The organism is Mycobacterium shunyiense (assembly GCF_058270075.1).
On the sequence record NZ_JBZDPU010000004.1, the window covers coordinates 76,866 to 102,145 of the forward strand.

Annotated in this window: 28 protein-coding genes; 16 read left to right on the forward strand and 12 right to left on the reverse strand. The window is 66.4% G+C overall.

All coding sequences use genetic code 11. The features are described from left to right. Positions 1-340 precede the first annotated feature (340 nt). Positions 341-2,887: an ATP-dependent chaperone ClpB gene (gene clpB, locus AC4ELH_RS02425; protein ID WP_064881723.1), complete on the forward strand. Its 2,547-nt coding sequence runs from the start codon at positions 341-343 to the stop codon at positions 2,885-2,887. A gap of 103 nt (positions 2,888-2,990) precedes the next feature. On the opposite strand, the gene AC4ELH_RS02430 is transcribed toward clpB, so the two are convergent. Then, on the reverse strand, positions 2,991-4,070 hold the full coding sequence (locus AC4ELH_RS02430; RefSeq protein ID WP_498883160.1) for an NAD(P)H-dependent amine dehydrogenase family protein: 1,080 nt from the start codon (positions 4,068-4,070) through the stop codon (positions 2,991-2,993). Next, the gene (locus tag AC4ELH_RS02435; protein ID WP_498883161.1) at positions 4,067-5,098 is read right to left on the reverse strand and encodes an aromatic ring-hydroxylating dioxygenase subunit alpha; all 1,032 of its coding nucleotides are present in this window, start codon (positions 5,096-5,098) and stop codon (positions 4,067-4,069) included. Before AC4ELH_RS02435 ends, AC4ELH_RS02430 begins: the two co-directional genes overlap by 4 nt. 90 nt (positions 5,099-5,188) lie before the next feature. Between AC4ELH_RS02435 and AC4ELH_RS02440 the strand changes: the two genes are divergently transcribed. From AC4ELH_RS02440 to AC4ELH_RS02460, 5 genes are read left to right on the forward strand one after another with little or no spacing between them, the layout of a single operon-like run. Continuing rightward, a complete protein-coding gene (locus tag AC4ELH_RS02440; protein WP_064881717.1) occupies positions 5,189-5,833 on the forward strand; it encodes a TetR/AcrR family transcriptional regulator in 645 nt (214 codons plus the stop codon). Positions 5,834-5,892: 59 nt separating this feature from the next. Continuing rightward, positions 5,893-6,759: a trehalose monomycolate transport factor TtfA gene (gene ttfA / locus AC4ELH_RS02445; protein WP_055110682.1), complete on the forward strand. Its 867-nt coding sequence runs from the start codon at positions 5,893-5,895 to the stop codon at positions 6,757-6,759. Positions 6,760-6,794: 35 nt separating this feature from the next. Next, positions 6,795-7,571: an SDR family NAD(P)-dependent oxidoreductase gene (locus AC4ELH_RS02450; protein ID WP_064881715.1), complete on the forward strand. Its 777-nt coding sequence runs from the start codon at positions 6,795-6,797 to the stop codon at positions 7,569-7,571. 18 nt (positions 7,572-7,589) lie between these two features. Further along, on the forward strand, positions 7,590-8,480 hold the full coding sequence (locus AC4ELH_RS02455; RefSeq protein WP_463790812.1) for a hypothetical protein: 891 nt from the start codon (positions 7,590-7,592) through the stop codon (positions 8,478-8,480). Beyond that, positions 8,473-9,126, forward strand: a complete 654-nt coding sequence (locus tag AC4ELH_RS02460; protein ID WP_064881713.1) for a TrmH family RNA methyltransferase — start codon at positions 8,473-8,475, stop codon at positions 9,124-9,126. The genes AC4ELH_RS02455 and AC4ELH_RS02460 overlap by 8 nt, the downstream gene beginning before the upstream one ends. On the opposite strand, the gene AC4ELH_RS02465 is transcribed toward AC4ELH_RS02460, so the two are convergent. From AC4ELH_RS02465 to cynR, 3 genes are all read right to left on the reverse strand, one after another. Then, the gene (locus AC4ELH_RS02465; protein ID WP_448448450.1) at positions 9,092-9,619 is read right to left on the reverse strand and encodes a nucleoside deaminase; all 528 of its coding nucleotides are present in this window, start codon (positions 9,617-9,619) and stop codon (positions 9,092-9,094) included. The two genes, AC4ELH_RS02460 and AC4ELH_RS02465, sit on opposite strands and share 35 nt — an antisense overlap. 25 nt (positions 9,620-9,644) lie before the next feature. Further along, positions 9,645-10,112 carry a cyanase gene (gene cynS / locus AC4ELH_RS02470; protein WP_064881710.1) on the reverse strand — a complete coding sequence of 156 codons (468 nt, stop codon included), beginning with the start codon at positions 10,110-10,112 and terminating at the stop codon, positions 9,645-9,647. Between the two features lie 116 nt (positions 10,113-10,228). Further along, positions 10,229-11,119: a transcriptional regulator CynR gene (cynR, locus tag AC4ELH_RS02475; protein ID WP_064881708.1), complete on the reverse strand. Its 891-nt coding sequence runs from the start codon at positions 11,117-11,119 to the stop codon at positions 10,229-10,231. 56 nt (positions 11,120-11,175) lie between these two features. Here cynR and AC4ELH_RS02480 point away from each other — a divergent pair, with 56 nt between their 5' ends. The 5 genes from AC4ELH_RS02480 to AC4ELH_RS02500 all read left to right on the forward strand — a co-directional run bounded on the left by AC4ELH_RS02480 (position 11,176) and on the right by AC4ELH_RS02500 (position 15,439). Continuing rightward, on the forward strand, positions 11,176-11,382 hold the full coding sequence (locus AC4ELH_RS02480; RefSeq protein ID WP_448448451.1) for a hypothetical protein: 207 nt from the start codon (positions 11,176-11,178) through the stop codon (positions 11,380-11,382). Between the two features lie 69 nt (positions 11,383-11,451). Further along, a complete protein-coding gene (locus tag AC4ELH_RS02485; RefSeq protein ID WP_064881704.1) occupies positions 11,452-12,552 on the forward strand; it encodes a glycoside hydrolase family 76 protein in 1,101 nt (366 codons plus the stop codon). 92 nt (positions 12,553-12,644) lie between these two features. Next, positions 12,645-13,328 (forward strand): FadR/GntR family transcriptional regulator, encoded by a 684-nt coding sequence (locus AC4ELH_RS02490; RefSeq protein WP_064881702.1) that lies wholly within the window; start codon positions 12,645-12,647, stop codon positions 13,326-13,328. A 63-nt stretch (positions 13,329-13,391) separates the two neighbouring features. Continuing rightward, a complete protein-coding gene (locus AC4ELH_RS02495) occupies positions 13,392-14,543 on the forward strand; it encodes an XdhC family protein (protein WP_448448452.1) in 1,152 nt (383 codons plus the stop codon). Continuing rightward, positions 14,540-15,439, forward strand: coding sequence for an LLM class F420-dependent oxidoreductase (locus AC4ELH_RS02500; RefSeq protein WP_498883162.1), 900 nt, complete (start codon positions 14,540-14,542; stop codon positions 15,437-15,439). The genes AC4ELH_RS02495 and AC4ELH_RS02500 overlap by 4 nt, the downstream gene beginning before the upstream one ends. On the opposite strand, the gene AC4ELH_RS02505 is transcribed toward AC4ELH_RS02500, so the two are convergent. Then, complete coding sequence (locus AC4ELH_RS02505) at positions 15,436-16,140, reverse strand: DedA family protein (RefSeq protein WP_064881695.1); 705 nt, start codon at positions 16,138-16,140, stop codon at positions 15,436-15,438. The two genes, AC4ELH_RS02500 and AC4ELH_RS02505, sit on opposite strands and share 4 nt — an antisense overlap. 74 nt (positions 16,141-16,214) lie before the next feature. Between AC4ELH_RS02505 and fbaA the strand changes: the two genes are divergently transcribed. Next, entirely contained in the window at positions 16,215-17,252 is a 1,038-nt protein-coding gene (gene fbaA, locus AC4ELH_RS02510; RefSeq protein ID WP_448448454.1) for a class II fructose-bisphosphate aldolase, read from the forward strand. A 5-nt stretch (positions 17,253-17,257) separates the two neighbouring features. Here the strand turns inward: fbaA and AC4ELH_RS02515 are convergent, their stop codons facing one another. After that, entirely contained in the window at positions 17,258-17,845 is a 588-nt protein-coding gene (locus AC4ELH_RS02515) for a CHAP domain-containing protein (RefSeq protein ID WP_064961004.1), read from the reverse strand. A gap of 9 nt (positions 17,846-17,854) precedes the next feature. Then, the gene (locus tag AC4ELH_RS02520) at positions 17,855-18,652 is read right to left on the reverse strand and encodes an Rv0361 family membrane protein (RefSeq protein ID WP_055110669.1); all 798 of its coding nucleotides are present in this window, start codon (positions 18,650-18,652) and stop codon (positions 17,855-17,857) included. Between the two features lie 64 nt (positions 18,653-18,716). On the opposite strand from AC4ELH_RS02520, the gene AC4ELH_RS02525 reads away from it, so the two are divergent. Continuing rightward, positions 18,717-19,133, forward strand: a complete 417-nt coding sequence (locus tag AC4ELH_RS02525) for a DUF3151 domain-containing protein (protein ID WP_055110668.1) — start codon at positions 18,717-18,719, stop codon at positions 19,131-19,133. 3 nt (positions 19,134-19,136) lie between these two features. On the opposite strand, the gene AC4ELH_RS02530 is transcribed toward AC4ELH_RS02525, so the two are convergent. The 3 genes from AC4ELH_RS02530 to AC4ELH_RS02540 all read right to left on the reverse strand — a co-directional run bounded on the left by AC4ELH_RS02530 (position 19,137) and on the right by AC4ELH_RS02540 (position 21,659). Continuing rightward, positions 19,137-20,033, reverse strand: coding sequence for a cation diffusion facilitator family transporter (locus AC4ELH_RS02530; protein ID WP_448448463.1), 897 nt, complete (start codon positions 20,031-20,033; stop codon positions 19,137-19,139). 223 nt (positions 20,034-20,256) lie between these two features. Continuing rightward, on the reverse strand, positions 20,257-21,036 hold the full coding sequence (locus AC4ELH_RS02535) for a site-2 protease family protein (RefSeq protein WP_498883163.1): 780 nt from the start codon (positions 21,034-21,036) through the stop codon (positions 20,257-20,259). A 41-nt stretch (positions 21,037-21,077) separates the two neighbouring features. Further along, entirely contained in the window at positions 21,078-21,659 is a 582-nt protein-coding gene (locus AC4ELH_RS02540; RefSeq protein WP_498883164.1) for a hypothetical protein, read from the reverse strand. Between the two features lie 106 nt (positions 21,660-21,765). Here AC4ELH_RS02540 and AC4ELH_RS02545 point away from each other — a divergent pair, with 106 nt between their 5' ends. Together AC4ELH_RS02545 and AC4ELH_RS02550 are read left to right on the forward strand one after the other, a co-directional pair. Next, positions 21,766-23,061 (forward strand): adenylosuccinate synthase, encoded by a 1,296-nt coding sequence (locus tag AC4ELH_RS02545; protein WP_064881688.1) that lies wholly within the window; start codon positions 21,766-21,768, stop codon positions 23,059-23,061. Further along, positions 23,058-23,684, forward strand: a complete 627-nt coding sequence (locus AC4ELH_RS02550; protein ID WP_498883165.1) for a PaaI family thioesterase — start codon at positions 23,058-23,060, stop codon at positions 23,682-23,684. Before AC4ELH_RS02545 ends, AC4ELH_RS02550 begins: the two co-directional genes overlap by 4 nt. Positions 23,685-23,686: 2 nt before the next feature. Here AC4ELH_RS02550 and AC4ELH_RS02555 read toward each other — a convergent pair whose 3' ends face one another. After that, on the reverse strand, positions 23,687-24,433 hold the full coding sequence (locus tag AC4ELH_RS02555; RefSeq protein ID WP_498883166.1) for an SDR family NAD(P)-dependent oxidoreductase: 747 nt from the start codon (positions 24,431-24,433) through the stop codon (positions 23,687-23,689). A gap of 62 nt (positions 24,434-24,495) precedes the next feature. On the opposite strand from AC4ELH_RS02555, the gene AC4ELH_RS02560 reads away from it, so the two are divergent. Further along, a complete protein-coding gene (locus AC4ELH_RS02560; RefSeq protein WP_498883167.1) occupies positions 24,496-25,167 on the forward strand; it encodes a hypothetical protein in 672 nt (223 codons plus the stop codon). The last annotated feature ends 113 nt before the right edge of the window (positions 25,168-25,280 follow it).

Below are 25,280 nucleotides of genomic sequence, written 5' to 3' on the forward strand. Positions count from 1 at the left end.
ACTCGGCCGGCGCGGTGATTGCAACCCTGACTCGGCGGAGACGGAATCCTGCCCCGCAGCGGAATCGGTTCGAGTACCAGCTGGAGTGCTCACGGGCAGTAGCTCAGCCTCTGCCCGCCCTGCTGTTGGCCGCGCTGTTCGCTCACTATTTCTATGACCGGATGGAGGATCGAGAGAGCTTCTTCGACAGGGCTGCGTTCGGGTTGTCTCGCCCGTCATGGGAGTCCTGAGTCGTCTGAAAGCTGCGTCACAAAATTTCTAAAGTTGAGCGGAACAGACTCAACCTTGACTACGTTGTAGATCACGACAAGCATTTTCTCTATCGAAAAAGGGAGGTGTCGTGGACTCGTTCAACCCGACGACCAAGACTCAGGCGGCGCTGACCTCGGCGTTGCAGGCGGCCAGTTCCGCAGGCAATCCGGAGATCCGTCCCGCCCATCTTTTGATGGCACTGCTCACTCAGAACGAGGGCATTGCCGCACCCCTGCTCGAGGCCGTCGGCGTGGACCCCGCGACGATTCGTGCGGGGGCGCAACGACTGCTCGACCAGTTACCCAGCGCCAGCGGCGCAAGCAGCCAACCTCAACTGAGCCGGGAATCGCTCGCGGCGATCACCACGGCCCAGGGCCTGGCCACCGAGATGGACGACGAGTACGTCTCCACCGAACATCTGATGGTCGGCCTGGCCACCGGCGACTCGGAGGTCGCCAAACTGCTGACCGGGCACGGTGCCTCACCCGAGGCGCTTCGCGAGGCCTTCACCAAGGTGCGCGGTAGTGCCAGGGTCACCAGCCCCGACCCCGAGGGCAGCTACCAGGCGTTGGAGAAGTACTCCACCGATCTGACCGCTCGCGCCCGGGAAGGCAAGCTCGACCCGGTCATCGGGCGCGACAACGAGATCCGCCGCGTCGTGCAGGTCCTCTCGAGGCGCACGAAGAACAACCCCGTGCTCATCGGTGAGCCCGGTGTCGGCAAGACCGCCATCGTCGAGGGCCTCGCCCAGCGCATCGTCGCCGGCGATGTTCCGGAGAGCCTGCGCAATAAGACCCTGGTCTCACTCGATCTGGGCGCCATGGTCGCAGGCGCGAAGTACCGCGGTGAGTTCGAGGAGCGGCTCAAGGCCGTGCTCGACGACATCAAAGAGTCTGCCGGGCAGGTCATCACGTTCATCGACGAGTTGCACACCATCGTCGGCGCCGGTGCCACCGGTGAATCCGCGATGGATGCGGGCAACATGATCAAGCCCATGCTCGCCCGTGGTGAGCTGCGACTGGTCGGTGCGACCACGCTCGACGAGTACCGCAAGTACATCGAGAAGGACGCCGCCCTGGAGCGCCGGTTCCAGCAGGTACTGGTCGGCGAACCGTCCGTCGAAGACACCGTCGGCATCCTGCGCGGCCTCAAGGACCGCTACGAGGTGCACCACGGTGTGCGCATCACCGACTCCGCATTGGTGGCTGCCGCAACGCTTTCCGATCGCTACATCACCTCGCGATTCCTGCCGGACAAGGCCATCGACCTGGTCGACGAGGCCGGATCCAGGCTGCGTATGGAGATCGACTCTCGGCCCGTCGAGATCGACGAGGTCGAGCGGCTCGTCCGTCGCCTCGAGATCGAGGAGATGGCGCTGGAGAAGGAAGAGGACGACGCCTCCAAGGAACGTCTGGAGAAGCTGCGCGGTGAGCTGGCCGACTACAAGGAGAAGCTCGCGGAGCTGACCACCCGTTGGCAGAACGAGAAGGGCGCCATCGACATCGTCCGCGAGCTCAAGGAGCAGCTGGACACGTTGCGCGGTGAGGCCGATCGGGCCGAGCGTGACGGTGACCTGGCCAAGGCCGCCGAGCTGCGCTACGGGCGCATCCCGGAGGTCGAGAAGAAGCTCGATGCCGCACTTCCCGTGGCCGAGGCACGCGAGAACGTGATGCTGAAGGAAGAAGTCGGTCCCGACGACATCGCCGAGGTGGTCGAGGCGTGGACCGGTATTCCAGCCGGCCGGATGCTCGAAGGCGAGAGCGCCAAGCTGCTGCGCATGGAGGAGGAGCTGGGCAAGCGCGTCATCGGCCAGAAGGCCGCGGTGACCGCGGTGTCGGATGCGGTGCGCCGCACCCGGGCCGGGGTGGCCGACCCCAACCGGCCGACAGGTTCGTTCATGTTCCTGGGCCCGACCGGTGTCGGCAAGACCGAGCTGGCAAAAGCGTTGGCGGAGTTCCTCTTCGACGACGAGCGTGCCATGGTCCGCATCGACATGAGCGAGTACGGCGAGAAGCACTCGGTGGCTCGGCTGGTCGGTGCGCCTCCGGGATACATCGGCTACGACCAGGGCGGTCAGCTGACCGAAGCGGTGCGGCGGCGTCCGTACACGGTGGTGCTGTTCGACGAGATCGAAAAGGCCCACCCGGACGTGTTCGACGTGCTGCTGCAGGTGCTCGACGAGGGCCGGTTGACCGACGGCCAGGGCCGTACGGTCGACTTCCGCAACACGATCCTGATCCTGACCTCCAACCTGGGTGCCGGTGGCACCGAGGAGCAGGTGATGGCGGCGGTGCGGGCGGCGTTCAAGCCGGAGTTCATCAACCGGCTCGACGACGTGATCCTGTTCGACGCACTGAATCCCGAGCAGCTGGTGTCGATCGTCGACATCCAGTTGCAGCAGCTGCAGAAGCGGCTGGGACAGCGCCGGCTCACCCTCGAGGTGTCGCTGCCTGCCAAGACGTGGCTGGCCGAGCGTGGTTTCGACCCGCTCTACGGTGCCCGCCCGCTGCGCCGCCTGGTGCAGCAGGCCATCGGCGACCAGCTGGCCAAGATGTTGTTGGCCGGCGAGGTGCACGACGGCGACGTGGTGCCCGTCAATGTCAGCGCGGACGGTGAAGGCCTGATCCTGGGCTGATCCAGCCGCCATTGCCGCGAAACGGTATTCCAGCAGAGAAAGTTCGAGAGGACGCCTGCTGGAATACCGTTTCGGCGCGAGAGGTGAGTGCTAGAGGTGAGTGCTAGATGTTGAACCGGCCGGCGAAGCCGCGCAACGGCACGTCGGCACTTGTCAACAATCCCGGCGGTGCCTTGACCACCGACGCGATCGCGTTGAGCGCGGGCAGTCCGGTCACGGTCATGCCTATCGACGCGAATGAGGCCGGATCGGACAGGTCCACACCGGGTTTCGGGAAGATCATGTGCTTGTTGTAGACGCAGGGATCGCCCTTGATGTGAGTGATGTAGCAGCCCTTGATGTCCCAGCTGGGATCGGTGTGCGGGGTCATCTGCCATTCCAGATGGGTTTCGACGCGCGGCACCCCGTCGACCATGCCCTGGTACTTGATGTAGTTGCCGCCGAGGGATCCCTTGGGCAGCGTGTACCAGCCGAGGTCGACGTCCTTGGTGCAGGCGCCGAGCTCGTAGGTGAACTTGACCTCGTCGAGTTCCAACCCGAAGCAGTCGGCCATCATTAACACGCTGTCGGCGAACACCTCGGTGTACTTGCGCAGCTTGCCCGGGATCGAGGGATCGTCGACTGGCAGACCGTAACCGACCTCGATCCAGGTGTCCTTGCTGTGATGGCATGACACGTCGACGGATTCGATGGTGGTGACATTCTCGATCTCGGCGACATCGGCGGAGCACACCACGCCCAGGATCTGGTTGAGGCCCGGGTTCATGCCGGTGCCGTAGAACGTGGAACCACCTTTTTCGCACGCTTCGGCCAGCAGCTGCGACACCGGCTTGCCGGAGGGGTGCGGGTGATTGGTGTCGCGGTGCCAGCCGGTGATCCAGTCGGCGGTGGTGACGATGTTGATCCCGGCCTCAAGGACTTTCACATACAGGTCCTCGTCCGGAAAGACGCCATGAAAAGTGAGCACGTCAGGCTTTGTGGCGATGATCTCGTCGATCGAGCCGGTGGCGGTGACCCCGATGGGATCGATGCCGGCGATCTCACCGGCATCGCGTCCTACCTTTTCCGTTGTGTAGCAGTGCAATCCGATCAGTTCGAGATCGGGTCGGTGTCCGATGCGTTTGATCATCTCCGTGCCGACATTGCCGGTGGCGACCTGGAAAACCCGGATCTTCTCGGTCATAGGGTGTCCTTTTTCCTCACACTTGCCAGGTCTGCGGCGGATCCGCCCAGACCGTCCGGATAGAACTGCATGGCCCACTTGCGGATTGCGGTGAAGCCCTCGTACTCGGCGGTCGCCAGCGCCGGGGGATCGGAATAGCGCTGGTGTGACCAGATGTGGATGTCCTGGGTGAACTGGCGGATCACCTCGTCGCCGAATTCGGCGGCGCGCTCGCCGGCCCGGGGAGTGTCCCTGCCGGGGGTTCGGCCGATGTAGACCATGAACCGCACGTCGGAGGTGGATTCGTCGACAGGGGTGACCGCGGAAATGGTGCGGTTGTCGATCATGCCCCAGCTCTTGGTCACCGCGATGCCCAGACCGCCGTTGATGGCCTCGACACCGCTGCGGACATCGTCGATCGACTGTTGGTCATCGCCCTCGAACGTGATGGTGAAGTCGACGTAGGAGATCGGCGCGGCGAAGTCGTGGCGGGTGAACACCGGCACGATCGGGGTCTGGTGGACGTACTTGAAGTGGGCGAAGTCGACGCCGTTCTCCAGTACGTACTGCGGATGCAGCTCGAGCCCGGCGCGAAATAGTCGCTGTTGGGGGTAATAGTCGGCGGCGCTGCTGCCGTCGGCGAACGACGCGAAGACGTCGGGCGCCTCGAAGAACGGCTCACGTCCGTCGATGTCGTGCCAGATGTAGATGGCCTCGTTGCGCTCGGCGACGGGGTAGGTGCGCATCCGGCGGCCGCGGTTGGGCCGGTCCTGGTAGGGAATGCAAACGTTGCGGCCCTCGGCATTCCACTGCCAACCGTGGAACGGGCATTGGATGACCTCGCCGACGACCTGGCCGCCGAATCCGAGATGGGCGCCGAGGTGTTCGCAGTAGGCGTTCATCACGGTCACCTGCCCGGCTGCCGAGCGCCAGGCGACCATCTCCTCGCCGAAGTACTTCATGGCATGCACTGCACCGACCTCGACCTGGTCGGACCAGGCGACCTGGAACCATCCCGTCGGTTTCATCGACAACGGTGGTTTGGCCATGACGGGAATCGTAGGAGGATCTGTGAAACTTGTGAAGGGTTTAGTAGAGGGTTCTGCGAAACTCGTCCCCGACCGGCTAATCTCTCGGAGATGACCGAGACGGAGGCGGGAGCGCGGCGGACCAACCGACGCGGCCTGGCCACGCGGGAGAACATGCTGGAAGCCGCGCGCAAGGCGCTGGCCACCGGCGACCCGGGCGCGGTGTCGGCCAACCGGATCGCCAAAGAGATCGGTGCCACCTGGGGCGCGGTGAAGTACCAGTTCGGCGACATCGACGGATTCTGGGCGGCCGTCCTGCAGCGCACAGCGGAACGCCGCGCGGGCATGCTGGGCCACCGCGACGACGGTGCGCCGCTGCGGCACCGCGTCGCCGGCATCATCGACCTGCTCTACGACGGTCTGACGGCCAGCGATTCGCGGGCGATCGAGAACCTGCGCGCAGCCCTACCGCGGGACCACGCCGAACTCGAGCGGCTCTACCCGAAGACCGCGGCCGAACTCTCGTCGTGGGGGCAGAGCTGGTTGCAGACCTGCCAGCAGGCCTTCGCCGACCTCGACGTGGATCCCGAGCGGGTTCGTGAGGTGGCATCTTTCATCCCCGGCGCAATGCGCGGCATCACCTCCGAGCGTCAACTCGGCACCTATACCGACCTCGATGTGGCCCGGCGGGGGCTCACGAATGCGATCGTCACCTACCTCGAAGCGTCCCGGTCACAGCGCTCTGATCACCAGTAACCGGGTTGTGACCTCACAAGGTGGGGGCATTTCCGCCGTCAACAAGTAGGCTAGGCCCGATGGTCCCGCTCTGGTTCACGCTGTCCGCACTCTGTTTCGTGGGTGCGGCCGTATTGCTGTACGTCGACATCGACCGTCGGCGTGGGTTGGGACGGCGCCGCAAGTCGTGGGCGAAGTCGCATGGCTTCGACTACGAGCACGAGTCGCACGAGATCCTCAAGCGCTGGAAGCGCGGGGTGATGTCGACCGTCGGTGACGTCACGGCCAAGAACGTCGTCCTCGGCCAGATTCGTGGCGAGGCGGTGTTCATCTTTGACATCGAAGAAGTCGCGACAGTGATCGCGCTGCACCGCAAGGTCGGCACGAACGTCGTCGTCGATCTGCGGCTCAAGGGCATCAAGGAGCCCCGGGAGAGCGACATCTGGCTGCTCGGTGCGATCGGTCCGCGGATGGTGTACTCCACCAACCTCGATGCCGCCCGTCGCGCGTGCGACCGCCGGATGGTCACTTTCGCCCACACGGCTCCGGACTGTGCCGAGATCATGTGGAACGAGCAGAACTGGACGCTCGTCAGCATGCCGGTCACGAGCACCCGTGCCCAGTGGGACGAGGGACTCCGCACGGTGCGTCAGTTCAACGACCTGCTGCGGGTATTGCCCCCGGTTCCGCAGAACGGCGTGGCACCACAGTCCGGTCAGGGCAGCCAGGCTGCACTGGCTCGTCGCGCCAGCTCGCCGAGCCGCCCGTTGGCGCCGACCCCGGCCGGGCGTCGCGAACTGCCTCCGGGCCGGGCCGATGCGGCACCCGGACGTGGCGACGTGAGCCGCTACACCCAGCCGCGGCAGGAGCCGGGCCGCCCGGATGCGATCCGTCGCACCCCGCCGCCGGCCCGCAACGGGCGTCACGCACCGCACTACCAGCGCTAGCCGGCGCGGCAGAGCAGATAAGTACCCTCTAGGTCGTGCCTCGTCCCCTCGCGCTGATCACCGGACCGACCTCGGGGCTCGGCGCCGGATTCGCCCGCCGCTACGCGCGCGACGGCTATGACCTTGTCCTCGTGGCCCGTGACGCGGCACGGCTGGAACACCTCGCCGCCGAGCTGCACGCCGAGGTCGGTGTAGACGTCGAAGTACTCCCGGCGGACCTGGCGTCCGCCGCCGACCGGGCCAAGGTCGCCGACCGGCTGCGCGCCGGGGTGCAGGTCCTGGTAAACAACGCCGGCTTCGGCACATCGGGTGAATTCTGGACTGCCGACCTCGTCCAGCTGCAGGCCCAATTGGATGTCAACGTCACCGCGGTGATGGAACTGACGCACGCCGCGCTGCCGTCGATGATCGAGGCCGGCCGCGGCACCGTCATCAATGTGGCCAGCGTCGCCGGTCTGGTGCCGGGGCGCGGATCGACCTACTCGGCGTCGAAGGCCTGGGTGGTCTCGTTCACGGAGGGGTTGGCCAACGGGCTCGGCGGTACCGGCGTCGGGGTGCATGCCCTGTGCCCAGGGTTCGTCCACACCGAGTTTCATGCCCGTGCGGGCATCGACATGGCGGGCACACCGTCGTTCCTGTGGCTGCAGGTCGAGGACGTGGTGCGCGAATGCCTGGCCGACGTGGCCGCAGGCAAAGTGGTCATCGTGCCCGGCCTGCAGTACAAGGTGCTCACCACTGGGGGGCGGATGGCTCCGCGAAACCTGGTGCGCGCCATGACAAAAGCAGTGGGAAAAGGTCGTGGGAGAACTTAGGACAGAACTGCCGTGGCAGTGCGGGCGCTGATCGCGGCGGTGATGGCGGTACTTCTCGTCGTCACCGCGGGCTGCACATCCGATGAACCGGGACGCACGTACGAGGCTTCGACTGCTGCGCTCGGCAAGTCGCTCGACATCCTGGGCTGGAACCTGAAGGTGTCGAATCTTCGATTCGACTCTGACCACGTACTGGTCGACGTCGAGGGTTCGGCCGGCGGTGACGCCCACGCCAAACCCGAGGACATCCGGTTCGGTCTGTACGGTGCCCTGGCGCATCCGATCGAGGCCGACGCACTCCACGGCTGCGACGCGATGACCAACCTGGGGATCCGGCCGCTGTCCGCGCCGGCCCCTGACAAGCTCAGCGGCACAGTCTGTCTGGGGCCGCAACGCGACCAGAGCCAGGTACGCGGGGTCTACGTGTACTCGCCGCGCGAGCGAATCCCCAAGACCACCGTGGCCTACCCGGCGGCCTTCCCGGTGGGCATGCTGCCCACTGATGTCAACGACACGGGCATCACCGTCAGGACCTCCAGCGTGGACGGGTTCAGTGCCGACGGCGGGCAACTGGCGCCGACGGCGATCGGTGACCCCACGGCTTTCAGCGGCAAGGGCTACATGCTGCTCGGCCTCGAAATCGCCGGTGCAGCAAAGCGTTACGCCGAGGATTCGGCGGGGCGTGGTGGACCGTTGATGGTGGTGGCCGGCCCTACCCTGCCCCCGCCGGGGCTCAGTCATCTCTGCTCGGTGTACGGCTCGTCGGTGCTGCTGTTGCCGGAAGCCAGCCGTGAGGCGGTCAACGTCCGGGCCTCGTTGTGCACCCAGGGAGAGATGACCGCGGCGCTGCTGTACGCGTCGGTTTCGGTCATCGGCACGCACGCGGCACTGTGGACCACCGGTGGCTGACGCCGTCGGCCCGACCGAGTGGGGCGAGAGCCCGGGCGTGGGCCCCTGGGTAGGCGCTCCACCCTCCGGGGATGAAGCCGCGCGCTACGATCCCGACCTACTGCGCGACGGCGATACCCGCAATGTCGTTGACGCCTACCGGTATTGGACCCGTGAGGCGATCATCGCCGACATCGACCGGCGGCGGCACCGGCTGCACATCGCGATCGAGAACTTCGGCAACGACGCCAACATCGGTGCGGTGGTGCGCACCGCCAACGCCTTTGCGGTCGACACCGTGCACATCGTGGGGAAGCGCCGCTGGAACCGACGGGGCGCCATGGTCACCGACCGCTATCAGCGGTTGTGCCACCACGACAGCACCGCCGAACTGCTGGCGTTCGCCGCCGACGCCGGATTGACCGTCGTCGCAGTCGACAACGTGCCCGGCGCCGTACGTCTTGAGCAGACCGAGTTACCCCGCGACTGCCTGCTGATCTTCGGTCAGGAGGGTCCGGGCATCACGCCGGAGGCGCAGGGCGGGGCTGCCGTCACGGTCTCGATCGCTCAGTTCGGCTCGACCCGCAGCATCAACGCCGGTGTCGCCGCGGGAATTGCCATGCACGCGTGGATCACTCGCCACGCGGATTTTTCGCAGGCATGGTAGGGGTGGGCGCTCCGGCCACCCGGCGTTCGCCACCGTTTCGCTCCTGCCAGAGCTTGTAGACATCGACCGCGGAGTCGCGCGGTTCGTAGCGCATCGGCAGGCGCCGTTCATTCCACGGCTTGGCGAACTCGTCGTAGAACGTATTGAGCTCGAAGTACTTTCGATCGTCGACGTAATGTGGTTCGTAGGCGTCCCGGGTGGTCAGAAACACGACTTCGTCCGGCGAGCAGTAGTAGAGCGAGCCCAGACACATCGGGCAGGGTTGGGCCAGGACATAGATCGTGGCACCGGTCAGGTGCTCGGTGCCGAGCTTGGTGCACGCCTTGCGGATCGCGAGGATCTCCGCGTGCGCGGTGGGATCATGGGTCTGGGCAACCAGGTTCGGGCTCTCGGCCAGGATCGCACCGTCTTTGACGATCACGGTGGCGAACGGACGGCCGCCCTCGGTGACGTTCCGGCGTGCGATGTCGATGGTGTGTTGTGCGAAGTCCATGAGACCTCCTCGATTTCGGACTCGATCAAAAAGGTTTGGTGGGAAGGTATTTGCCGTCCAAAGTGATCACGGCGCGTTCCCCGCCCTCCGGATCGGCGACCTTGCGCACATCGAGCTTGAAGTTGATGGCACTGATGATGCCGTCGCCGAACTGTTCGTGAACCAATGCCTTGAGCGTCGTGCCGTAGACCTGGAGCATCTCGTAGAAGCGGTAGATCGTCGGGTCGGTGGGGACACCGCCGGGGATCGAACCGCGGGTCGGGATGGTCTGCAGCAGCATTGCCGCGTCGTCGTCGAGACCCAATAATGCGGCAACCGCGACGGCCGACTGGGCAGGCAGCGCGTGCTGGCCGAGGACGGCAGCGGTCACGAATGCCGTTGAGAGCTCGGCAACGTCGGCGATCTGCTGCCAGGTGAGATCCTTGCGGGTCTTGGCCTCGACCGCTGCGATGGCCAGGGCCTGGCGGGCGGTCGGGTCGAACTGCGCGTGCATGGGTTCACTCCATTCGATGGGAGCCGGACTTGGAAAACCGGCGGTATATCAACCACCCTGCGCGCGAACTTCTATAGCGTCCAATACTTAATTTCCATCGGAGCGATAGTTCGTGTCTATGGCTGGTGATGGTGGGAGTAGTGCACCGCGATCGCGCTGAACGCCCGCGCGGCGGCGGACTGATATCCCGCCGACCGGTGTAGGAGTACGACCTCGCGTGATGGAAGAGGCGGAACGGGCCGGATCGGATAAAGGTCGGCATGCGCCTGCGTGATCGCGTCCGGCAATACCGTGGCGAGCGTGCCGAGGCGCACGAACTCGATCAGCGCGCTGATGGAGTTCGCCTCGATCGCGATGCGGGGCGTGACGTTCTGGGCGGCGAAGAACTCGTCGATGTAGTTGCGCGTCGCGAAGTCTCGGCTGAGCAACGCCAACGGCTGGGCGGGAAGGTCCGCGATGGCGAACGTCGTGGCGCGCGGGTGGAGAGGATGAGCGGCACCCACGACCAGGCTGAGGGTCTCGGTGAAGAGCGCCGATGCGGCTACCCCCGCAGCGTGGGGGCCGGCGAAGGCGATGCCCAGGTCGACTCGGTCGGCGAGCAGGTCGGCTTCGATCAGGTCCTGAGTGGTCTCGATGACCGTGAGGGTGACACCGGGGTGCTCGGCGTGGAACTGGCGCACCAGCGGACCGATGAGATACGCGGTGATGGTCGGTGTCATCGCGATCCGCAGGTGGCCGCGGCTCAGGTCGTGTACGTCATGGACCGCCCGCTCGGCGGCGTCCAGATCCTGTAGGGCCAGTCGTCCGTGCTGGGCGTATGCCTCGCCGGCATCGGTGAGCCGGACGGTGCGCCCCGAGCGGTCGAGCAGCGGGACTCCCACTTCCCGTTCGAGCTGCTTGATCTGCTGCGACAAGGTGGGTTGCGACACATGCAGGGCCTCGGCGGCTCGGGTGAAGTTGCCGTGGTCGGCGACGGCGAGCAGGTACCGGAGGTGACGCAACTCCATCGGCCCAATGTATAGGTGGCGTCTATTGCTGCGATGAGAAATGCGTCTTGGACACTATGGTTCGAACAAGGCAGGTTGGACTGGTCACCGACTCGGCAGCCACCGCGCTCGGGCTCGCCGATTACGGCGTACACCCCGGCAACCGAGCTGACCTGGTGGTGATCGCCGCGGCAAACCCGGCCGAGGCGGTGGCCGGCCATCCCGAGCGGCTGCTTGTCCTGCACGATGGCCGGGTGGTGCGCCCGGCGGACCATGCATCCTGACCTGACGCAGGCCCGGAAACTGCTCGACATGCCGACAATTCGAACGCCTGGTAAGGCAGGATCGTCAACATGGATCAGCTATGGGCTAACCGTGCGGCCAGCGCCGAAGCTGCGATCACCCAACGACACCTGACCAAGCTCTGGGGTCTGCCGGGTACCCAACTCGGAGTGGTGGCCTGGCCGGCGACCAAGAAGTACCGAAAGTTCGGAACGTGGCACTACTGGTGGCAGGCGCATCTGCTGGACACCCTGGTCGATGCGCAGGTGCGTGATCCGCAGCCCGAGCGGAAAACCCGTATCGAGCGGCAGATCCGTGGGCACTGGATGCGCAACAACCTGTCTTGGACCAACAGCTATTACGACGACATGGCCTGGCTGGCATTGGCCCTCGAGCGGGCCGGTCGCCTGGTGGGGGTGGAAAAAGCCCATGCGCTCAGGAAGTTGTGCGCGCAGTTCGTGGATGCCTGGGTGCCCGAGGACGGCGGCGGCATCCCATGGCGCAAGCAGGACCAGTTCTTCAATGCCCCGGCCAATGGTCCGGCGGGGATCTTCCTGGCCCGTTATGACGATCGACTGCGCCGGGCCCAGCAGATGGCGGACTGGATCGACGACACCCTGATCGATCCGGAGACCCACCTGGTGTTCGACGGCATCAAGGCCGGCTCGATGGTGCGTGCGCAGTACACCTACTGCCAGGGCGTGGTGCTCGGGTTGGAGGTCGAACTGGCGGTGCGGACCGGCGACACCCGGCACGCCGAAAGGGTCCGGCGTCTGGTGACCGCGGTGGACAAGGAAATGGCCACCGACGGTGTCATCAAGGGCGCCGGCGGGGGCGACGGTGGCTTGTTCAACAGCATCCTGGCGCGGTACCTGGCACTGGTGGCCACCATGTTGCCGGGGGACGACGCACAAGATCAGGCCGCGCGCGATACGGCCCGGTCGCTCGTGCTCAAGTCCGCACAGGCGGCATGGGACAACCGGCAGAACGTCGACGGGCTCCCGCTGTTCGGACCGTTCTGGGATCGCACCGCCGAGGTGCCCGGGGCCGAAGGTCAGGAAGCGCAGTTCGTCGACGGCGCGGTGAACGCGTCGGCGATCCCGGAACGTGATCTGTCAGTTCAGGTTTCGGGGTGGATGCTCATGGAGGCGGCGCATACCCTCGCCGGGTGATCCCCGCCGGCAAGACCTGCCTACCAAATAGAAAAATGGTCAGACCATAATGGCCGTGTAGCTGTCTGACGAATGTGTGAAGTAGGTCCTGAATGGAACGGGTCGCACGGACCTCCATAGTCGACGTGGTCGTCGACAGATTGCGCGACGAGATTCGCAAGGGTGGTTGGCCGGTCGGGAGCAAGATCCCCACCGAGGCGAAACTTGTTGAGGCACTGGGGGTGAGCCGCCCATCGGTCCGCGAGGCGGTGCGGTCGCTCGTCCAGCTCGGCTTGCTCGAATCGCGGCAGGGTGACGGCACCTACGTGGTCGCCGAGGACGAGACGACAGTGGCGCTGCAGCGCGTGGTCGACACCGCGGATCGCGACGAGGTGCAGTTGGTGCGCCATACGCTCGAAGTGCTCGCCGCGCGCGAAGCTGCGACGAACCGCTCGGCGGCCGATATCGATGCGCTGCGTGTCGCCCTCCATGGACGTCGGTCCGCGAAGGCCAGAGCTGACCTGGACGCGTTCATCGAACACGACGTCGCCTTCCACATCGGTGTGGCCCGCGCCTCGCACAACACGCTGCTGCTCGATTTCTACAGCTCTTTCGAAAATGCCATGCGCGACCCGGCTCACGGCGCGTTGTGCATGGGCGTTCCCGAGGATGCATACCGGGATTTCCACACCGATCTGTTTCAGGCGATCCAACGAGGCGACCACGGTGCGGCGACCCGTGCCGCGATCTACGGGCTCGACGTGCACGAACGCCATCTGCACGCGGTCGGTAGCTGACTTGCCTTCGGGACGTGCGACCCGAAACTGAGCATGTGCCCAGCCCGGGCTACTTTGGTCATCGTGAGAGACGTGCTCGCCGATGCACTGTCGGTCTGGCGTGCCGGTGGCACCGTGGGCCTCGCGACGGTGGTGCGCACATTCCGTTCCGCACCGCGGCCCGCCGGGGCGTCGATGGTGGTGGCCCCCGACGGCACGGTGACCGGTTCGGTATCCGGTGGCTGCGTCGAAGGCGCGGTGTACGAACTCGCCGGTGAGGTCGTCGCCGAGGGCGTGCCGGTGCTGCAGCGTTACGGAGTCAGTGACGACGACGCCTTCGCCGTGGGCCTGACCTGCGGCGGCATCCTCGATGTGTTCGTCGAGCCGGTGTCGAAGCGGACGTTCCCAGAGCTGCAGGCTCTGGTCGACGACATCGAAGCCCATCGGCCCGCCGCGACCGCGACGGTCATCGCCCATCCCGATCCCGCGTGGCTGGGCCGCCGACTGGTCATCCGCACCGGTGAGGTCACCGGCACACTCGGCTCGACCCGCGCGGACAGCGCGGTCACCGATGATGCGCGCGGTCTGCTCGACACCGGCCGCAGTGCGGTCCTGACATTCGGCCCCGACGGTGAGCGTCGCGGTGAGGGCATGGAGGTGTTCGTCGCGAGCTTCGCGCCACCGCCGCGGATGCTGGTGTTCGGTGCCATCGACTTCGCGGCGGCCGTCGCCCGTCAGGGCTCACTGCTCGGCTACCACGTCACGGTGTGCGACGCGCGCCCCGTCTTCGCCACCGCGGCCCGCTTCCCGACCGCAGACGAGGTCGTCGTCGACTGGCCCAACCGGTACCTGGCCGCGCAGGCCTCCACCGGCGCGATCGACGGCCGCACGGTCATCTGCCTGCTCACCCACGATCCGAAGTTCGACGTGCCGCTGCTCGAAGTGGCGCTGCGATTGCCTGAGATCGGCTACGTCGGTGCGATGGGCTCGCGGCGCACTCATGACGACCGGATCGCCCGGCTGCGCGAAGTCGGCCTGACCGACGAAGAGCTCGCGAGGCTGTCGAGTCCGATCGGACTGGACCTGGGCGCCAGGACGCCCGAAGAGACCGCGGTGTCGATCGCGGCCGAGATCATCGCCCAACGCTGGGGCGGCACCGGCACACCGTTGGCGGACACTGGTGGCCGTATTCATCACGAACACAACGAACCGAGTGAATTGAGGAGTGGTCAGTGACACGAGCCAAGATCGATTTCCCGAGCCAGATCGGTGTGTGGTGGGCCAGCGACACCTGGTCGATGCCGGACGCGCAGCAGGTTGCCCGGGACATCGAAGCTCTCGGCTTCGGCTCGTTGTTCCTTCCGGAAGTGGTCGGTAAGGAGGCTCTCACCCAGTCAGCGGCGTTCCTGGCCGCCACCGAACGCCTCGTGGTGGGCACCGGCATCGCCAACATCCACGTCCGGGTGCCGTCGGCGGCCGAGTCGGGGGCACGCACTCTCACGGCGCTCTACCCGGGCAGGTTCGTGCTCGGGCTGGGCGTCAGCCACGGACCTCTCGTCGAGCACGGACTGGGTGGCACCTACGCCAAGCCCCTGGCCACGATGCGCACCTACCTGGAGCGGATGGCCGCGGTGCCCGAGCAGATCGAACCGGGCGTCGGGCGCCCGCCCCGGCTGCTGGCTGCACTCGGCCCGAAGATGATCGAGTTGTCCGGCACCCACGCCGACGGTGCACACCCCTACCTGGTCACGCCCGAGCACACCGCGACGACGCGCGAGCTCCTCGGCCCGGACCGCTGGGTGGTGTCCGAGCAGGCGGTCGCGATCGGTGGTGACGACGCCGACCAGCTGGCTCGGGCGCACAAGCACCTTGAGGTGTACAGCGGGCTGCCCAACTACCGAAACTCGTGGCTGCGGCAGGGTTTCGACGAATCCGACCTGGTGCGGGGCGGCTCGGACCGGCTGGCGCGCGGACTTGTCGGCATGGGTTCGGCCGATCAGGCAGCAGCGGTGATCACCGCCCACCTGGATGCCGGCGCCGACCACGTCGTCGTTCAGGCGCTGGGGGAAAACCCGACGGCCGATCCGCGTCCGGCCCTGCGTGAACTGGCCGCCGCGTTGGGTTTCGGTTAGGGGTTCGGCTGAACCTGCTCGGTGCCCTTCTTGGCGGCCCGGCGGCGCTTGAACCACTCGTAGAACATCGGCGCCACCGAGGCCACGACGATCAGGATGAAGATCGGCTCGAGCAGCTTCTGGATGATCTCGAACTGGCCCAGCCAGTAGCCGAGCAGGACGAGGCCGACACCCCACACGATCGCGCCCAGCACGTTGAACGTGGTGAACACCGAATAACGCATCTTGGCGGCCCCGGCGACGATCGGTGCCAGGGTGCGCACAATCGGCACGAACCGGGCGATGACGATCGCGAACGGGCCGCGCTGCTCGAAGAACGCGTGGGCCTCGTCGAGGTACTTCTGCTTGAGGACCCGGGCGTCGGGCTTGAACATCTCGACGCCGATGAACCGGCCGATGAGGTAGCCGGCCTGACCGCCGAGGATGGCCGCCAGCGGGATGAACACCAGTAGCTGCCAGAGCGCGAAGTTGGCGTCCACCGCCGTTCCCTGGGCGGCGGTGCCCGCGGCGAGCATGCCCGCGACGAACAACAACGAGTCGCCGGGAAGGACCGGGAACAGCACCCCGGACTCGACGAAGACGACGACGAGGATGCCCACCAGGGCCCAGGTGCCGAAGGATCCGATGAGGTGCAGCGGATCCATGAAATCCGGCATGAGCGCCAGATTGGTCGTAGCCTCAGGGAGGGCGATGTCGATCACGACTCCCTAGGGTACCTGTGCCCCACCACCGGTCTTCACCTGCGATAACCCGCGTCCAGATGGAAGGACAAGTCATGCCGATCGCTACGCCCGAGGTCTATGCCGAGATGTTGGGCCGGGCCAAGGAGCATTCCTTCGCCTTCCCGGCCATCAACTGCACTTCGTCGGAGACGATCAACGCCGCCATCAAGGGTTTCGCCGATGCGGGCAGTGACGGCATCATCCAGTTCTCGACCGGAGGGGCGGAGTTCGCTTCGGGGCTCGGGGTCAAGGACATGGTGACCGGGGCCGTCGCCCTGGCCGAGTTCGCCCATGTGATCGCCGAGAAGTACCCGATCACCGTCGCCCTGCACACCGACCACTGTCCGAAGGACAAGCTGGACACCTATGTGCGGCCGCTGCTGGCCATCTCCGCCGAGCGGGTCGCCGCGGGCCGCAATCCGTTGTTCCAGTCGCACATGTGGGACGGCTCGGCCGTCCCCATCGACGAGAACCTGAGCATCGCGCAGGAACTGCTGAAGCTCGCCGCGGCGGCCAAGATCGTCCTCGAGGTCGAGATCGGCGTGGTCGGCGGCGAAGAAGACGGCGTCGAGGCCGAGATCAACGAGAAGCTCTACACCTCCTCGGAGGACTTCGAGAAGACCATCGACGCGCTGGGCGCCGGCGAGCAGGGTGCCTACCTGTTGGCGGCCACGTTCGGAAACGTGCACGGTGTCTACAAGCCCGGCAATGTGGTGCTCAAGCCCGAGGTGCTGGCCGAGGGGCAGCGGGTGGCCGCCGCCAAACTCGGATTGGCAAGTGACGCAAAGCCTTTCGACTTCGTCTTCCACGGCGGGTCGGGTTCGCTGAAGTCCGAGATCGAAGATTCCCTCAAGTACGGCGTGGTGAAGATGAACGTCGACACCGACACCCAGTACGCCTTCACCCGTCCGCTCGCCGCGCACATGTTCACCAACTACGACGGGGTGCTCAAGATCGACGGCGAGGTGGGCAACAAGAAGGTCTACGACCCGCGCAGCTACCTGAAGAAGGCCGAGGCGTCGATGAGCGAGCGAGTCATCGAGGCCTGCAACGACCTGCACAGCGCCGGGCGCAGCGTCACCGCGGGCTAGGCGCCTCAGGCGGCCGGTCGGCCGTACCCGAAGATCCCCGCGATCTCGGCGTCGTCGAGGGTGTGCACGCGGATACCGCCCTCCTCGTTGCCGCCGACCGTGGTGATCGCGTTGTCATCCACGACCACAACGAAATTGGTGTGCAACCCGAGCGGGCTGCCATCGGCGTACATGACCACATCGCCGGTCTGGGGCCGGTATCCGGGCGGTTCGGCGAACCGGCCGGCGGCCTGGAAGTACTCCTGCAGTGTGTACACGCCCGGGATCCGCCAACTCCCCGAGTTGGGATTGGACAGCGGCCGGCCCGCCTCGTTGAGCACCCAGCTGACGAAGTCCGCGCACCACGGCTCCTCGACGCCTTCGGAGAAGTGGCTGCCGCCAGGTTGGGCGTCGTACTGTGCCTGCAGCACGTCGACGATGCGTGCCTGGCCCGGATCGAGTGCGGTGCGGTCGATCTGGGGAAAGGCGACGGGTTTGCCTGGTAGCAGGTCGATCGCGCCGGGCTGGCGGACCAGAAGGGTGGCCAGGCCGACCACGATGACCGCGCCGAACGCGCACAGGGTCAACCAGAGCTTGGGTCCGCGCAGGGTCACCGGACCAGATTAGCCGGTAGGCGCCTGGCAGATCTTCCACTGATTGTCGCGGAACTGGAGGTCGAAGCTGCGGGTGGACCGGGTTTGCGGGGCAAACGCCATGAAGCTCGTGACGTTGGCCTCGGCGTGGTCGCCGTTGACGACCACCTGGTCGATGCTGGCCACGACGGGGTACTGCTTGGCGGCCGCCACCCGGGCGTGGGTCTCGTCCCAGGCCTTCTGGTCATATTTGACGTAGTTGTCGCTGGTGGTGCCGCAGGTCATCGATCGCAGGGCGGCGAGATCGCCCCGCTGGATGGCCGAGTCGAAGTCCTGGATGGTGGTGCGGACGTCGTCCTCCTGGGAGGCCGCCGACGACGATTTGCGGGTCAGCAGGACCGTGCCGAGCACCGCGATCGCCACCAGGGCCGCGATCACCAGGACGACCGCCACCACCCATCCCCAGCTGCGGCGGGTCGTGGTCTGCGGGGCCTGCTCCTGTTCTTCGCGCGGCGGGATGACTTTCGGGGCAGCACCTTTCGGCACCTCGGCGGCGACGGTGTCACCATCGGCCGGAGCGAACACCTCGGTCTCCGGATCGGGCGGGGTGTCGATCTTCTGGGTGGAACTGTCGAAGCCGGACGGCGCGGTGAAGCGCCGTTCCTCACCGAGGTGTACCTCCCCGGTGACTTCGTCGGCCGAGCTGAAGATCTCGGTGGCCGGCTCGGACAGGGCGGACAACTCGGCCGTGGAAGGTAACTCGACCTTCTCGGTCGGTGTGTCGCTCTGGTCGGTGCGGTCTTCGCCAGGTCCCGTTGGGTTCGACATCCCTGCTGCGGTCCTCCCGTACGTCGCTACCGGTGGAGCTTATCGGTCGGTGCACAATAGGCCCATGACACGGATGGGTGATTTGTTGGGGCCGGATCCGGTCCTCCTTCCCGGGGACCCCGAGGCCGAGGACGAATTGGCTGCGGGTGAAAAGGCTGCCGTGGTGGCCGCCGCCCACCCGTCGGCGTCGATCGCGTGGGCGGTGCTGGCCGAGCAGGCCCTCGCCGACGACAAGGCCGTCACGGCGTATGCGTACGCCCGCACCGGTTATCACCGTGGGCTGGATCAGCTGCGCCGCAACGGCTGGAAGGGTTTCGGCCCGGTGCCGTTCGCCCACGAGCCGAACCAGGGGTTCCTGCGGTGTGTGGCCTCGCTGGCCCGGGCCGCCGATGACATCGGCGAGACCGACGAGTTCCAGCGGTGCCTCGATCTGCTCGACGACTGCGATCCGTCGGCGCGGGCCGAACTCGGCCTGGCCTGAGCTTCAGTCCTTCGCCTCGCAGGAGCAGTCGTCCGCTGATTCGGGCGGCTCCACCTGCACGGTGGCGTGGGCCAGCCCCCGGGCATTCAGTACCGCGCGGGCGTCGTCGAGCACCCGGGCGGTGTTGGCGTTGCTGGTCAGGTGCGCGGTGACCATGTCCTTGCCGGGTACCAGCGTCCACACGTGCAGATCGTGTACGCCCGTCACGCCGTCCACCGCGCCCAGTGCGGTACGCAGCTCTTCGACGTCGATGTGCTGGGGGGAGGACTCGCTCAGGATCCGCAGCGCTGCCCGGGCCAACGCGATGGCGCGGGGCAGGACCCAGAGCGCGACCAGGACGGCGACCATGACGTCGGCGTAGGGCCAGCCGGTGGTGACGGTGACGACGCCGGCGACCAGCACGCCGATGCTGCCGACGGTGTCGGCCACGACCTCCATGTAGGCGCCCTTGACGGCGAGGCTGTCCTTGGAGTGCGACCGCAGCATCAGCACCACGACGGCGTTGGCGGCCAGGCCGGCCAGCGCCACGACGATCATGGGCACGCCGGGGACGTCGGGCGCATTGCCGAGGCGTTCGAAGGCCTCGTACAGGATGAAGCCCGCCACGCCGAGGAGCAGTGCGGCGTTGGCGACGGCGGTGAAGACCTCGGCCCGGTGCCAGCCGTAGGTGCGTGCCGGGGAGGTACTGCCGCGCTTGGCCAGCAACACCGCGGTCAATCCCATGAACATGGCGACCAGGTCGGTGAGCATGTGGCCGGCGTCGGCGAGGAGTGCGATCGAGTTGATCAGCAGCGCGGTGACCAGTTCAAGGACGAAGAACGCACTGAGGATCGCCGCCGCGATGAGCATTCTGCTGACGCGGGTATCGCTGCTGTGACTGTGATCGTGGCCGGCACCCATGCCCGAAATATATGCGGAAGTACGCATATGTGGCAAGCGTCAGAGCCGGGCGGGCACTGTGTCACGCCAGAGTGGCTCTCGCCGTCGAGCGTCACGCCAGCGTGGCGGTGGCGGGTTGGGTGCGCCGAGCTGCGGGCACTTTGTCACGCCAGAGTGGCGCTCGCCGTCGAGCGTCACGCCAGCGTGGCAAGAAGCGGGCGAGGTGGGTGAGGGCGCCGAACCCTCACAGCCAGGCGGACCAGAAGCGGGTCAACTGGCTGCCGATGGACACAAGCTGGCCCGGCACGCCGGAGAGGTCGACGAACCAGAAGACCACCGAGAAGAACCATCGGTTGAGCGCGGGCGTGAACAGCAGGATCAGCAGGATGAACAGGCCCCACTGTTTGGCCGGCTCGAGCGCGCGTTGCGTGTCCGCGCTCAGATGCGGTTCCAGTGCGCCGTAGCCGTCCAGCCCGGGGACCGGCAACACATTCAGCACGAGGGCAGTGACCTGCAGAAATCCCAGGAAGGCCAGCCCAGACCAGAACACCAGGTGGGCCGGGTCGAAGAAGACCGCGGTGACGGCCAGCAGCAGGACGGCAAGCACCAGGTTGGCGGCCGGGCCGGCGAGGCTGACCAGGGTCTTCTGCCGTGCCGTCATCCACGAGGTCCGGACATAGACCGCGCCGCCGGGCAGCCCGATCCCGCCTAGCGCGATGACCAGCACCGGAAAACCCAGGGACAGCAGGGGATGGGAGTACTTGAGCGGGTTGAGCGTCAGATAACCGCGCACCGCCACGTCGTGATCACCGAAACGCCACGCCGTGAACGCATGGCCGAACTCGTGCAGGCACAACGACACCAGCCAGCCTGCGATCACCAGGATGAACACGCCCACGTACGACAGCGGCTTCACGGTGTCGGCGGCCAACCAGGCCACCACCCCGCCTGCGGCGGTGATCGCGACGACGGCCAAGAAGACCGGGCTGGGCCGTACCGACTGATGCAGCGGGCGGATGTTCACGATTCGACGCTACGGCAATTCGGCCGGCAATCCGGCCCTGCTCAGCCGACCCGCAGCCAGCCTTCGGTGTGCCGATAGAACGTCGAGCGTCGTACCGTCCGCGGCGCGGCCACCCCGTCCCGGATCACCTGAGCACCCGGGGTGCCCAACTGCGCGGCGCGGCCGACGACCCACCGGCGCGGGCGGCCACGGTCCGACAGCACGCTCGCGCGCAGCCCCGGCATGCTCGTCGTCGGCTCGACCCGGACACCTGGAGCCTCGCCGTCGAACAGCACGATGTCGTCGACGATGGCCTCACCCTGCAGCGCCGCTCCGTCGGGCCCGTGCCACTGCGCCGCGCCGACCAGCACAGTTCCCGTCTCGTCGCGGATCAGCGGGACACGCCGGGCAGATCCTCGGAGTGCGCGCCGGGCCGACCAGCTGCCGGACGCCACAGCGACCTCGACATCGAGCCGATCGGCCCGCAGCAACGCGGTGAGCACGGCGGAAAGTTCGGCTTCGCCGCCGGTCACGACCACCCTGCGGTGCGCCCCGAGCTCATCGACACCGACCCTCTGCAGGTCGCGGAGCGGGCGCGGAACACGGCCTGTGCCGACCAATGCGACCCCGGGTGAGGCGGACAAAACTGCTCCTCGCGGTCGAGAAAATGTGGTTCACAGCGTGTGCTGGGATAAGGTGACCTACCGGCTGCACCACACTAGTGCGGAAGATTGAGCGGGAGATTACGCCATGCCGGCAATCGTCCTCATCGGCGCCCAATGGGGCGACGAGGGCAAAGGTAAAGCCACCGATCTGCTCGGTGGCCGCGTGCAGTGGGTGGTTCGCTACCAGGGGGGCAACAACGCCGGGCATACCGTCGTGCTCCCCACGGGGGAGAACTTCGCACTGCACCTGATCCCTTCGGGCATCCTGACGCCAGGGGTAACCAACGTCATCGGTAACGGCGTGGTGGTCGACCCGGGTGTGCTGCTCACCGAGCTCCAGGGGCTGGAAGAGCGAGGCGTCGACACCTCGGGCCTGCTGATCTCCGCCGACGCGCATCTGCTGATGCCGTATCACGTCGCCATCGACAAGGTGGTGGAGCGTTACGCGGGCAGCAAGAAGATCGGCACCACCGGTCGCGGCATCGGTCCCTGCTACCAGGACAAGATCGCCCGCATCGGCATCCGGGTCGCCGACGTGCTGGACGAGCAGTTGCTGGCCGAAAAGATCGAGGCGGCACTGGAATTCAAGAACCAGGTGCTGGTCAAGATCTACAACCGCAAGGCGCTCGAGCCGGCCGAGGTGCTCGAGAACCTGCTCACCCAGGCCGACGGCTTCAAGCACCGCATCGCCGATTCCCGGCTGCTGCTGAACCAGGCGCTGGAAAAGGGCGAGACCGTGCTGTTGGAGGGCTCGCAGGGCACCCTGCTCGACGTCGACCACGGCACCTACCCGTTCGTCACCTCGTCGAACCCGACCGCCGGCGGTGCCGCGGTCGGTTCCGGGATCGGGCCGACGCAGATCACGACCGTGCTGGGAATCCTCAAGGCGTACACCACCCGCGTCGGGTCGGGCCCGTTCCCCACCGAATTGTTCGACGAGCATGGCGCGTACCTGGCCAAGACCGGCGGTGAGGTCGGTGTGACGACCGGCCGGGCCCGGCGCTGTGGCTGGTTCGACGCGGTGATCGCGCGGTACGCGACCCGGGTCAACGGCATCACCGACTACTTCTTGACCAAGCTCGACGTGTTGTCCAGCCTGGAGACGGTTCCGGTGTGCGTCGGCTACAAGGTCGACGGCAAGCGCACCAACGAGATGCCCATGACGCAGTCCGACATCCACCGCGCCGAACCGATCTACGAAGAGCTGCCCGGCTGGTGGGAGGACATCTCCACCGCCCGCGAGTTCTCCGACCTGCCCGCCAAGGCTCAGGACTATGTGCTGCGGTTGGAAGAGCTTGCCGGCGCCCATGTTTCGTGCATCGGTGTGGGTCCGGGCCGCGAGCAGACGATCGTGCGCCGTGACATCCTGGCCGCCAAGTGACGGACGAGCGGCCATCGGTCTTTGAGCAGCACGGCGGATTCCCGGTATTCGAAACAGCCGATCCCGGACCGGGTTTCGCGCGTTTCCTGACCGCGATGCGCCGAGCGCAGGATCTCGCCGTGTCGGCCGATCCAGACAGTGACACCTGGGACGACGCCGCGGATCGGGTTGAGGAGCTCGTCAAGCTGCTCAGCCCGTACGAGGCCGCCGAGGGCGTCGGGCCGGCCAACCGGGTGCCGTCCCTGCCCGGTGTGGGCAGTCTGCTCATGCCGCCGTTCACCGTGTCGAAGTTCGAGCCCGAGGGCGTCGAATTGAAGGTCGAGTTCAGCCGATTCCACGTCGGCGGCAACTATGCGGTGCACGGCGGTGTGCTTCCGCTGCTGTTCGATTCGGTATTCGGCATGGTGATCCACGCCGCGGGCCGGCCGATCAGCCGTACCGCGTTCCTGCATGTGGACTACCGCAAGGTGACCCCGATCGACACGGTGCTGACGGCCCGCGGTTGGGTGCGGGAGTCGGAGGGGCGCAAGGCATTTGTGAACGCCGAACTGCGTGACCCCGACGAGAACCTGCTCGCCGAGGCCAACGGCCTCATGCTCAGATTGCTGCCGGGCCAGCCCTAGAGCTAGATCGCAGTGCGGCCGCCGTCGGCGGGCAGCACCGCGCCGTGAATGAAACTGGCGTCCTCGCTCACCAAAAAGCCGATGGTCCTTGCGATTTCGGTGGGGTCAGCGACCCGTCGCGCCGGGGCCTGTGCTGCGAGGGCGGTCAGCCGGTCGGTGCCGTACTGAGCCGTGGTGCCTTCGGTAAGCGTCGGTCCCGGAGCGACGGCGTTGATCCGGACACCCTTGGGCCCGTATTCGGCGGCCCATGATTTGGTGAGCAGATTCAGCGCGGCCTTCGACGACGCGTACACCGCCGAACCTGGCGTGCCGAACATGGAGACCATGGTGCTGACGTTCACGATCGCGCCGTTTCCGCGCTTGGCCATGGCCGGCGCGGTCGCTCCGACGAGGAAGAACGGGATCTTCACATTGAGGTCGAAGCAGTCGTCGAAGTCGTCTTCGGCGATGGCCGCGGTGGGCCCGAAGACCGCGATGGCGGCGTTGTTGACCAGGATGTCGATCTGGCCTGCGACGGCGAGTGCACTGTCCACCAAGTCTCGGGCACTGGTGGCGTCGGTCAGATTGGCCGACAAGAAATCGGCGTTGCCGCCGGCGTCACGGATCTCGGCCACCACCCGGGCCCCACGGTCGGCGTCTCGACCACTCGCGAGAACATGAGCGCCGCGTTCCGCGAGATGTATTGCGGTGGCATGGCCGATCCCGCTCGTCGCGCCGGTGACCAGTGCGGTTTTTCCACTCAATGACACCGGGTCATCGTAAGGGGGCGAATGTCATCGCAGTTCGGGAGTCGGGGTGTCACTATGACGCCGTGGATCAACGACCTTTGCACCGTTTGTCGACGCCGCGCGCCGCGGCGATCGCGGGAGTGTTGTTCGCCCTGCTGTTCGGGGCATCGCTGGTACTGATCCGCACCGCGCTGCCCGAGGGTGCCGAGCCGGGCTCCCAGTGGATCGACGGAGCGAGTACCCGGCTGCGCATCGCGTCCGTCCTGATGCCGTTCGCGGGCATAGCGTTCCTGTGGTTCATCGGCGTGGTGCGCGACGGGTTCGGCCGGTTTGAGGACCGGTTCTTCTCGTCCGTGTTTCTCGGCAGCGGCATCTTGTTCCTGGCCATGATGTTCGTGTCCTCTGGTGTCGGTGCCGCGTTGATCGCCAGCAAGGCCGGGATGGTCGACGCCGCGGCGCATTCCGAGGTCGCCACGTTCGGGCAGATGTTGCTGCTGGTGCTGAGCAAGACCTACGGCATCCGCATGGCAGCGGTGTTCATGATCTCGCTGGCCACGATCTGGTTGAAGACCGGCCTGATGCCGCGTCCGTTGGCGTTCGTGACATACCTCCTCGCGGTGACGCTTCTGGTTGCCGGCGATCTGAGCATGTGGTTGACGCTGGCGTTCCCGACCTGGGTGCTGGCGGTCAGCCTGTTGTTCCTGGTCCGGGCCGGGGTGATCGACCTACCCGGTGAGCACGAGCATTCCGGGTAGTCAGCGATAGTTTCGCCGACGCGTGTCAGTGCATCGGCGTAATATCGAACACATGTGCTACTCCTCATGTTCTTGTGGGTAGTTGAGGGTTCAGGCCGCCGAGGCAGAGGTAG

Coding starts and splice junctions, on each gene's coding strand:
- AC4ELH_RS02485 (WP_064881704.1), top strand. CDS start 11,452: ATGGATCAGCTATGGGCTAACCGTGCGGCCAGCGCCGAAGCTGCGATC.
- fbaA (WP_448448454.1), top strand. CDS start 16,215: ATGCCGATCGCTACGCCCGAGGTCTATGCCGAGATGTTGGGCCGGGCC.
- AC4ELH_RS02480 (WP_448448451.1), top strand. CDS start 11,176: ATGGTTCGAACAAGGCAGGTTGGACTGGTCACCGACTCGGCAGCCACC.
- AC4ELH_RS02520 (WP_055110669.1), bottom strand. CDS start 18,652: ATGTCGAACCCAACGGGACCTGGCGAAGACCGCACCGACCAGAGCGAC.
- AC4ELH_RS02435 (WP_498883161.1), bottom strand. CDS start 5,098: ATGGCCAAACCACCGTTGTCGATGAAACCGACGGGATGGTTCCAGGTC.
- AC4ELH_RS02545 (WP_064881688.1), top strand. CDS start 21,766: ATGCCGGCAATCGTCCTCATCGGCGCCCAATGGGGCGACGAGGGCAAA.
- AC4ELH_RS02525 (WP_055110668.1), top strand. CDS start 18,717: ATGACACGGATGGGTGATTTGTTGGGGCCGGATCCGGTCCTCCTTCCC.
- AC4ELH_RS02430 (WP_498883160.1), bottom strand. CDS start 4,070: ATGACCGAGAAGATCCGGGTTTTCCAGGTCGCCACCGGCAATGTCGGC.
- AC4ELH_RS02530 (WP_448448463.1), bottom strand. CDS start 20,033: ATGGGTGCCGGCCACGATCACAGTCACAGCAGCGATACCCGCGTCAGC.
- AC4ELH_RS02490 (WP_064881702.1), top strand. CDS start 12,645: ATGGAACGGGTCGCACGGACCTCCATAGTCGACGTGGTCGTCGACAGA.
- ttfA (WP_055110682.1), top strand. CDS start 5,893: ATGGTCCCGCTCTGGTTCACGCTGTCCGCACTCTGTTTCGTGGGTGCG.
- AC4ELH_RS02440 (WP_064881717.1), top strand. CDS start 5,189: ATGACCGAGACGGAGGCGGGAGCGCGGCGGACCAACCGACGCGGCCTG.
- cynS (WP_064881710.1), bottom strand. CDS start 10,112: ATGCACGCGCAGTTCGACCCGACCGCCCGCCAGGCCCTGGCCATCGCA.
- cynR (WP_064881708.1), bottom strand. CDS start 11,119: ATGGAGTTGCGTCACCTCCGGTACCTGCTCGCCGTCGCCGACCACGGC.
- AC4ELH_RS02465 (WP_448448450.1), bottom strand. CDS start 9,619: ATGGACTTCGCACAACACACCATCGACATCGCACGCCGGAACGTCACC.